8 protein-coding genes and 1 pseudogene are annotated in these 7687 nt (G+C 46.5%); 7 read left to right on the top strand and 2 right to left on the bottom strand.

The features are described from left to right. The 3 genes and pseudogenes from ACKPQ4_RS04725 to ACKPQ4_RS04715 form a co-directional block, all read left to right on the top strand. A pseudogene (locus tag ACKPQ4_RS04725) lies at window positions 1-319 on the top strand (Gfo/Idh/MocA family protein); the annotation flags it as partial. A 20-nt stretch (window positions 320-339) separates the two neighbouring features. Beyond that, window positions 340-1230: a sugar phosphate isomerase/epimerase family protein gene (locus ACKPQ4_RS04720; protein WP_407680056.1), complete on the top strand. Its 891-nt coding sequence runs from the start codon at window positions 340-342 to the stop codon at window positions 1228-1230. A gap of 195 nt (window positions 1231-1425) precedes the next feature. After that, the gene (locus tag ACKPQ4_RS04715) at window positions 1426-2715 is read left to right on the top strand and encodes a DEAD/DEAH box helicase (protein ID WP_407680055.1); all 1290 of its coding nucleotides are present in this window, start codon (window positions 1426-1428) and stop codon (window positions 2713-2715) included. A 25-nt stretch (window positions 2716-2740) separates the two neighbouring features. Here the strand turns inward: ACKPQ4_RS04715 and ACKPQ4_RS04710 are convergent, their stop codons facing one another. Further along, on the bottom strand, window positions 2741-3640 hold the full coding sequence (locus tag ACKPQ4_RS04710; protein ID WP_407680054.1) for an NAD(P)-dependent oxidoreductase: 900 nt from the start codon (window positions 3638-3640) through the stop codon (window positions 2741-2743). Between the two features lie 148 nt (window positions 3641-3788). Between ACKPQ4_RS04710 and ACKPQ4_RS04705 the strand changes: the two genes are divergently transcribed. From ACKPQ4_RS04705 to ACKPQ4_RS04690, 4 genes are all read left to right on the top strand, one after another. Next, on the top strand, window positions 3789-4226 hold the full coding sequence (locus ACKPQ4_RS04705) for a DUF5069 domain-containing protein (RefSeq protein ID WP_407680053.1): 438 nt from the start codon (window positions 3789-3791) through the stop codon (window positions 4224-4226). Window positions 4227-4258: 32 nt separating this feature from the next. Next, entirely contained in the window at window positions 4259-5083 is an 825-nt protein-coding gene (locus ACKPQ4_RS04700; RefSeq protein WP_407680052.1) for an alpha/beta hydrolase family protein, read from the top strand. A 66-nt stretch (window positions 5084-5149) separates the two neighbouring features. Further along, window positions 5150-6439 (top strand): mechanosensitive ion channel family protein, encoded by a 1290-nt coding sequence (locus ACKPQ4_RS04695; protein ID WP_407680051.1) that lies wholly within the window; start codon window positions 5150-5152, stop codon window positions 6437-6439. Beyond that, window positions 6436-6873, top strand: a complete 438-nt coding sequence (locus ACKPQ4_RS04690) for an FAD-binding oxidoreductase (protein ID WP_407680050.1) — start codon at window positions 6436-6438, stop codon at window positions 6871-6873. Before ACKPQ4_RS04695 ends, ACKPQ4_RS04690 begins: the two co-directional genes overlap by 4 nt. A gap of 75 nt (window positions 6874-6948) precedes the next feature. Here the strand turns inward: ACKPQ4_RS04690 and ACKPQ4_RS04685 are convergent. Further along, the coding region (locus ACKPQ4_RS04685) for a hypothetical protein (protein WP_407680049.1) at window positions 6949-7687 on the bottom strand (739 nt) is incomplete at its 5' end.

Raw genomic sequence — 7687 nt, 5'->3', positions numbered from 1 at the left:
TGTGTGCGGAGATAAAGGATCCATTCGGATGTGCGATGATAAGTTTGATCTTTGGGACCTAAAAAGGTCCTTACCTAGGGATGAAGAAATACTGGAGAGGTTTGGGGTGGGTGCAGTGCAGACAGGTGCCGGGGCCGCCGATCCCAAGGCAATTGATTTTCAATGGCACCAAAGTAATTTCGAAGATGCACTCGAAGCCTTGCGTTGCGGAGATTCTCCTCAGGTGGATGGACGGGAGGCCAGAAAAGCGGTGGAGTTGATCGAGGCAGTCTACCAATCTGCCAAGGCGGGCGGAGAAAAAGTCATTCTTTCCCAATAATTTAAAACGAAGAAAAAATTATGTACCTTACAGGAATTGCTGACGAGGCCTCGCAGGATGGAAATGTTCAAATCTCCACCACCCAGAAATTGGGATGGAATGCGATTGAGGCGAGATGTTTGAATGGTAAAAACCTTCATGATGTCTCGGACTCTGAGTTTGATGAGTTCCGCAGAGCCTTGGATAAGGCAGGAGTGTATGTCAATGCCTTCGGTTCGGCCATTGCCAACTGGGGGAAGGATGTGCGGGATGATTTTTCCATTACCTTGGACGAGGTGGATCGGGCGATTCCTCGTATGAAAGCACTTGGTTCCAAAATGGTACGGATCATGAGCTACAAGGTAGTGGAGGGTGAAGACCTGATGGTGGAGGAGCGTATCCGCCGCCTGCAAATCATAGTGGAGAAATTTGCCGATCATGGAATCACTGCCCTGCATGAAAACTGCATGAACTATGGTGGGTTAAGCTGGCAGCACACCCATGAACTACTCGATGCCATACCGGGAATGAAACTGGTCTTTGATACCGCCAATCCGGTATTTAACCGCGACCGTTCCAAAGAGGGTCAACCCTGGCAGGATCCGTGGGAATTTTACCAAAAGGTACGCGAACATATTGCTTATGTGCACATCAAAGACTGCTTGGAACCCAGTGCGGAAAATGGAGGAAAGGAAGTTTATCTCTATCCAGGAGAGGGGCAGGGAAAGGTACGCGAAATCTTGACCGATCTACAAGCGAATGGATATGACGGAGGAATTTCGATCGAACCCCACCTTGCTGCGGTCTTTCACGATGCTGAATCTGCAAATGCCGATGCGGGAGACCCGGTTGAAATCTACTATGAGTATGGCTGTCGATTGGGGTCAATCCTCGATAAGCTCAATTATATCAGCAAGCCGTACCATCCTTAAACTAAAGGCCAACCGATAAGGTCGCCAACCTGATTAATTCATAACCTTGGAAAATTAATTATCTTTGACGGTTACTTGGCATCTTTCTGTTATGAGCCTTGGATGTTTGTACCGGATTACTATAATTTTCAGCATTCTTTAGCAGGTTACTTATTATGCCATCGCCAATGACTCGAAATGGAGTAGGGTAGGACGATGTCTTTTGAAACACTTGGGCTCGGCCCTAATTTATTACGGGCGATTAAAGAGTCCGGGTATGAAAATCCCACGCCCATTCAGGCATCTGCTATTCCTTTTATATTGGAAGGTCGAGACCTTACGGGAATTGCTCAAACTGGTACAGGCAAGACTGCTGCTTTCACCTTGCCGATGTTGGAGAAATTAGACGATCGTGCTAAAAAATCGGGACGAACAGGCACTCGGGCTCTTGTGCTTTCTCCCACTCGTGAATTGGTAGTCCAAATAGGAGAGAATGTATCCACCTATTCAAAATATGTAAAATTGCGCGTAGCTCAGGTCTATGGCGGTGTGGGCGAAGGTCCACAAAAACAGGCTTTACGGAGAGGTGATGAATTGGTCATTGCTACTCCAGGTAGGTTAATGGATTTGATGGATCAGGGATGTGTCGACTTTTCGGGCCTTGAATATTTGGTATTGGACGAGGCAGACCGGATGCTCGATATGGGCTTCCTTCCCAATATCCGGAAAATTGTACAGGCAATACCGAAGGAACGACAGACCCTCCTTTTTTCTGCAACATTATCTAAAGAAATTGAGAAACTCACCCATCAATTCCAAAAAAATCCCAAGGTTGTAGAGATTGGTAGACGAACCAATCCAGCAGATACAGTTAAGCAATACGCCTACCAAGTGGAGAAGCCCCAAAAGATGCACCTTATTCAGCATATCATAAAAGATGCTGAACTTAGCATGGTCTTGGTTTTTTCCCGTACCAAGCACGGGGCGGACCGGATTGCCCGTCAATTATCCCGCAAGGGGATAACCACCGGTGCCATCCATTCTAATCGTTCACAAGGTCAACGGGCCCGAGCATTGGGTGATTTTAAAAGTGGTAAGATTCGTGTACTTGTGGCTACAGATATTGCAGCTCGTGGAATTGATGTGGAAGGAATTTCTCATGTTATCAATTACGATTTCCCTCCGCAGGCCGAGGATTATGTTCACCGGATTGGACGAACAGGACGGGCGCAATCGACTGGGGTGGCGATTAACTTTATAACTTCGGAAGATCGGTCGGCATTGGCAGCAGTTGAACGTTTGTCCAAGAAGGAAATGGAAAGACTATCCACGGAAGGGATTTCACTGCCTGATGCTCCGGTGCAAGCGAATAACCCAAGCAAGCAAAACTCCGGTGGTTTTAACCGAAGAGGAGGGGGCGGGTTTCAGGGTAACTCAGGCCAGTCAAACCGGTCCCGCAGAAACCATAACCCAGGTCACCGCTCAGGTGGGGCTAGGGGGAGGTAATTTAAATACCCGAGTCCAGTCAGGCTTAATTACCAGGGCCTCTTCCTTTGAAGGTGAGCTCAGCAACTCCAGACTTATCAAGTTCTCCAAGTCCGGCCACGACCATTTTTTGATACTGGGAAAGGGTGGCTTTTGCCAAGGGGACATTAATTCCGGCTGCTTCTGCCACAGAAATAGCAATTCCTGAATCCTTGGCGGCATGATCGGCGGAGAAGTAGCACTCGTGATCCCGTCCGATCATATCCTCAGAATCGGTTTCAAGTACACGCGAATTGGCCCCGGTTTGGGAGAAGATTTCACAGATCATATTGAGGTCGAGTCCGAGAGCATCAGCAATGCCGAGGCCTTCTGCGAGTGCCGCGGTGTTGATATTCATAACCATATTGACCAAGGCTTTGACCTGGGCTGCCTTGCCGGCTTTTCCAACGAAGCGCAAATTGATGCTCAAATCGTCAAGCAAGTCTTTCACGGAATTAAAAACATCTTCCTGTCCACCAATCATTAAATACAGAGTACCTTCGCGTGCCTGAGTGATGCTTGAGGCCATACAGCCCTCAAGGGTTTGAGCCCCGATCTCTGCCGCGGCAGCTTCCAGGCGGACATGAAGCCCAGGGGAGAGGGTGGCACAATTGATAAACAATTTCCCGGAGGAATTGGAAAACAAGTTGTCTGCATCGTTAAAGAAGATCGACTCCATGGCGGCATCGTTGGTTACCACCGTGAGGATGACATCCGAATGAGCAGTTACCTCAGTTAAGGATGAGGCAGCTTGTGAACCAAGTTCATCAGCAAGGGAGGATGCCACACTTTCGTTGATGTCATAGACCGTGCTAATTTGATAGCCTTTGTCTTTTAAATTGCGGGCCATATTGGCGCCCATACGACCGAGGCCGACAAAGCCAATTCTTTTTTCTTTGGTGCTCATAATTTTTGTTGAGTAAAACTTGCTAAATAATCTTTACCTTTGGATTCAAAGGCGCAGAAATTGTTGTCCCAATTTGAATGAAATATCAACCCTTTAGGGAAGCGATTTTTTTCTTATCCTTAATAGTAAACCCGTAAATATATATAATATGTCCAAAATAGTTCCTCTGATTAGTTCCGGTACAGTCGGTCCTTTAGGTGTTCTTCACCTTCCACGCCTTTGGCAAAAAGTTTCTTTGGAAGCTGCCGGAAAAATTGCCGATGGTTACCCCGGGATTGGTGCTGGTTATGATTCTATGGTCATTGATGCCTTGGGTTTGAATGCTGATTCCGTTCGTTCCTACATTACTGAATCTAAGCCCACCTATCCACAATTTGAAGCATGGGTGAAATCTCAGTCTGATGTGAAGCTTGATAGCGATACGGTTTCTTCCCTTAATGCATCCATTACTGGATACATTCACGACGATGCGACCCGCCAAAGCATTCTTTCGGCAAATGGATTGGCTGATGGAGATCCTAAGGATGCGATTAACTTAAACAACTTGGATGACTGGTTAGAGTTTCACGCTTCCGAAATTGCTTAATTTAGGAATTTAAGAATTCATCTATTTAAGGGTTGATTCCGCTAAGTGCGGGATCAGCCTTTTTTTGTGGTTTTAGTAGTTGGGTGCTTGCCAGTATGGCCAAGGTATGGTTATCCCATGTGGATATGGAAGAAACGATCAAGAACCAAGATGAAGAAATTATTGAATATACTTTTCACGCCGGGCAGGAAAATGCCCGCAATTTATTGATTATCGGGCATGGGCTGACGGGAAATAAGGATCGCCCTTTCGTTGTAGCACTTGCAGAGGCAGTGGCTGCCGAGGGCTTGCCCGTTTTGCGTTTTTCTTTTTCGGGCAATGGAGGTTCGGGCGGAGATTTTAGGCAATCGACTATTTCCAAGGAGGTAGATGATTTGAAAGCAGTTCTTTCTGCCGCTGATGCCTCAGGCTATCGAGTCATTTATGCCGGACATAGTATGGGCGGGGCGGTCGGAGTATTGGCGGCGGCTTCTGATGAACGGATCAAATTGTTGATCTCCCTTGCGGGAATGGTAAACACCCAAGCATTTTACGAGCGTGAATTCGGAGAGGTGACACCAGACTCTGGATGTATGTGGGAAGAGGCAAGCTGTCCACTTTCCAGTACCTTTAAGGACGATTTGGAAAGCATTATTACGACAGCTCCTAAAGCATCCGAAGTAAAAGTTCCCTGGTTGTTAGTGCATGGAACCGAGGACGATGTCGTACCAATCGAAGATTCTCAGGAAATTTTCGCCCACGCAAATGAGCCGAAAAAACTGGTGGAGATTCCCGGTGCAAATCATGTGTTTTCCGATGATGGGGAAAAACCAATGATCGATGCAGTGATTGACTGGATCGGGAATTCTCTGCGTTGATTTTAGGCTTGGTTCCAAGGTTGCTTTTGCATTGAGCCAAGACAGGAATTTGGATTGAGTGTGAGCATGGACTATGTCGCCCAGCTTCATCTTGGTATTTTTAGGGAGGTTTACCGTATTTTAGGATTGGATGCAGAGAAGACTACGGTTGAGCTGTTTACCGCAGCCATCTCCTTGGTCCTCGTTCTTTTGATCGCCTGGTTGGCAAATTCCATGGTCAAGGGGTTTGTACTTGGAGTGGTTCGTTCCCTGGCCAAAAAATCCAAGACCCGCATTGGAGAGCATTTCCTAAAGGAGAAATTTTTTCACCGTCTTTCCCATCTTGCTCCCGCCTTCATCATCAGTGCACTGTCTCCGATTCTGCTTGAGCCATTTGAGGTGCTGCTTGGCATCATCGATGTCTCGGTCAATCTCTACCTTGTGGTCATTGCTCTGTGGAGCATTGATGCCCTGATTAATGCCCTGCATGACAGTTATGAGGAGTCCTCGCTTTCCGCGAAGTTACCACTCAAGGGAATCTGTCAGGCGGTCAAGTTGGTGGTCAATGCGACGGGGCTAATCTTTATTCTCTCCATTTTGCTCGGCAAGACCCCGCTGTACTTCCTCTCCGGTTTGGGTGCTCTAACCGCTGTCCTTCTGTTGGTCTTTAAAGATGTCATTCTTGGGCTGGTTGCCGGCATACAATTAACGGCCAACAATATGGTCCGCAAGGGAGACTGGGTGGAAATGCCCAAGTATGGTGCCGATGGCGATGTAATTGATGTTTCCCTGACTACCGTGAAGGTGCAAAACTGGGATAAGACCATCACTACCATTCCTGCCTATGCCATGGTCAGCGATGCCTTCAAGAACTGGCGGGGTATGAGCGAGTCGGGTGGCCGGCGGATCAAGCGGAACATCAGTTTGGATATTTCCAGTGTTCGCTTTCTCAAACGATCAGAAGTGGAGGACTTGGAAAGGATTGAATGCCTCCAACCTTATTTGAATTCCAAGAAGTCGGAAATCGGTAGCAAAGGGATGAACCTCGATGAACTGGGAGTCGTTTCACCGCTGTTGAACGGTAGAAATCTCACCAATATCGGAACCTTTCGTGCCTATTGTAAGGAGTACTTACGGTCCCATGCCAGTATACATAAAGAAGGCATGACCTTTCTTGTGCGTCAGTTAGCCCCCAGCGAAAAGGGTGTACCTATCGAGATCTATGTATTTGTGAACGATGTTAGATGGATCGAATATGAAGCAATTCAGTCAGATATATTTGATCATCTCCTGGCAACCCTGCCTATTTTTAGTTTGCGTGCCTTTCAATTGCCCAGTGATTCCAGCCTTGCTCAGTTAGGACAAAAGGCTTTGTGAAGCTACTTGCTGTATTTTTTTGGGTAGTTCTTTTATTTTCAGCTTCCATCTCCTGTAAGGATTCACTTTCTGAGTTAACTGATTTTACCAGTGATGGATGCAGTTTGTTCCTGGATGGCACCTTTGAAAATCCCGAGTTATGGAAAGAATGTTGCCATAAACATGACTTGGCCTACTGGCGAGGTGGCACTGAGAAAGAACGGGAACAAGCAGACCTTGAGTTTAAAAATTGTGTGGAGAAAAAGACGGGCAATCCACAACTCGCTGAATTAATGTATGAAGCTGTACGCATAGGCGGTGCCCCGCATTTTCCCACCTGGTATCGCTGGGGCTACGGATGGCCTGTTGGGCGGGGGTACAAGGAATTAAGCCAAGAAGAACTCGTAATGGTAGAGGCCAAGCTCTCCAAGTACCGAGCCACATTTCATAAGTAAGGCTATGGGGAAGGTGTGAAATCTCGAGGGTTTAGTTCCTTGCAATGTAGGAACTGTGCTGGATTTCTTTAGTTTTTACTGCTGTGATTGACCAAGTATAAATTTGGTTTCATCGATTATTTTTTTAAGTTCATTACTTGGGGAATAAGCTGATGCAATATCCATGGCTTCTGAAAGATATTTTCTGGATTCCTTCAATTTACCATCAATCGCTTCGATCAATGCCCGGTGTAATTTGTATGCCCTTAACTGTTTTCTTTTTCTTAAATTAAATTGATCTTCCGGTTCGTCCAGTCGGGAATACTTGGTTGCTTTGCGAATTAATTTCTTGTTTTCCGATCTTGCGGTAGAGGTGTCCCCTGCTCGGAGGGTCGCCAAGGAATAAACATTTTGATTCTCCCAGTTTAGTGGTTCGACCCCAATTTTGATGAAGTGAAGGAAGTCTTCAAATTTTGTGCCGCCTCCTGGTTTGGTTAATTTGGCAAAGAATGCCGCTTTCTTCTTATCAATGCCTGGGTTGACCAGGTGCGGGTAAAGTTTTTGGGCGAGGAATCGATGTTGAGTTGTCCATGATTCAGTCAGGGAGTTTTTACAGTTATCTGGATGCTGTTGATTGAGTTCCTTTTTAATTTCCTCAAATCTCCTGTTGGTGGAAGGAAGAGATACAAAAGTATGAGCCAAGCATGTTAGGTACTGGTCGTAAGTTTTTTTCTCATTTTGAAAAAGTTCTAACCAGCCCGATTCGCTTATCCTTTTTTGTTGATTTTGTTGCCTGACATTACGGGGGAGGTCCGCGTCTTTCTTGGCCGCATCC

The organism is Candidatus Chordibacter forsetii (genome assembly GCF_964187505.1).
Taxonomy (GTDB): Bacteria; Verrucomicrobiota; Verrucomicrobiia; order Opitutales; family Seribacteraceae; genus Chordibacter; species Chordibacter forsetii.
Note: the sequence above shows the minus strand (reverse complement) of the source record. Positions and strands in the feature narration are given on the sequence as shown.

Coding starts and splice junctions, on each gene's coding strand:
- ACKPQ4_RS04720 (WP_407680056.1), top strand. CDS start 340: ATGTACCTTACAGGAATTGCTGACGAGGCCTCGCAGGATGGAAATGTT.
- ACKPQ4_RS04715 (WP_407680055.1), top strand. CDS start 1,426: ATGTCTTTTGAAACACTTGGGCTCGGCCCTAATTTATTACGGGCGATT.
- ACKPQ4_RS04710 (WP_407680054.1), bottom strand. CDS start 3,640: ATGAGCACCAAAGAAAAAAGAATTGGCTTTGTCGGCCTCGGTCGTATG.
- ACKPQ4_RS04705 (WP_407680053.1), top strand. CDS start 3,789: ATGTCCAAAATAGTTCCTCTGATTAGTTCCGGTACAGTCGGTCCTTTA.
- ACKPQ4_RS04695 (WP_407680051.1), top strand. CDS start 5,150: ATGGACTATGTCGCCCAGCTTCATCTTGGTATTTTTAGGGAGGTTTAC.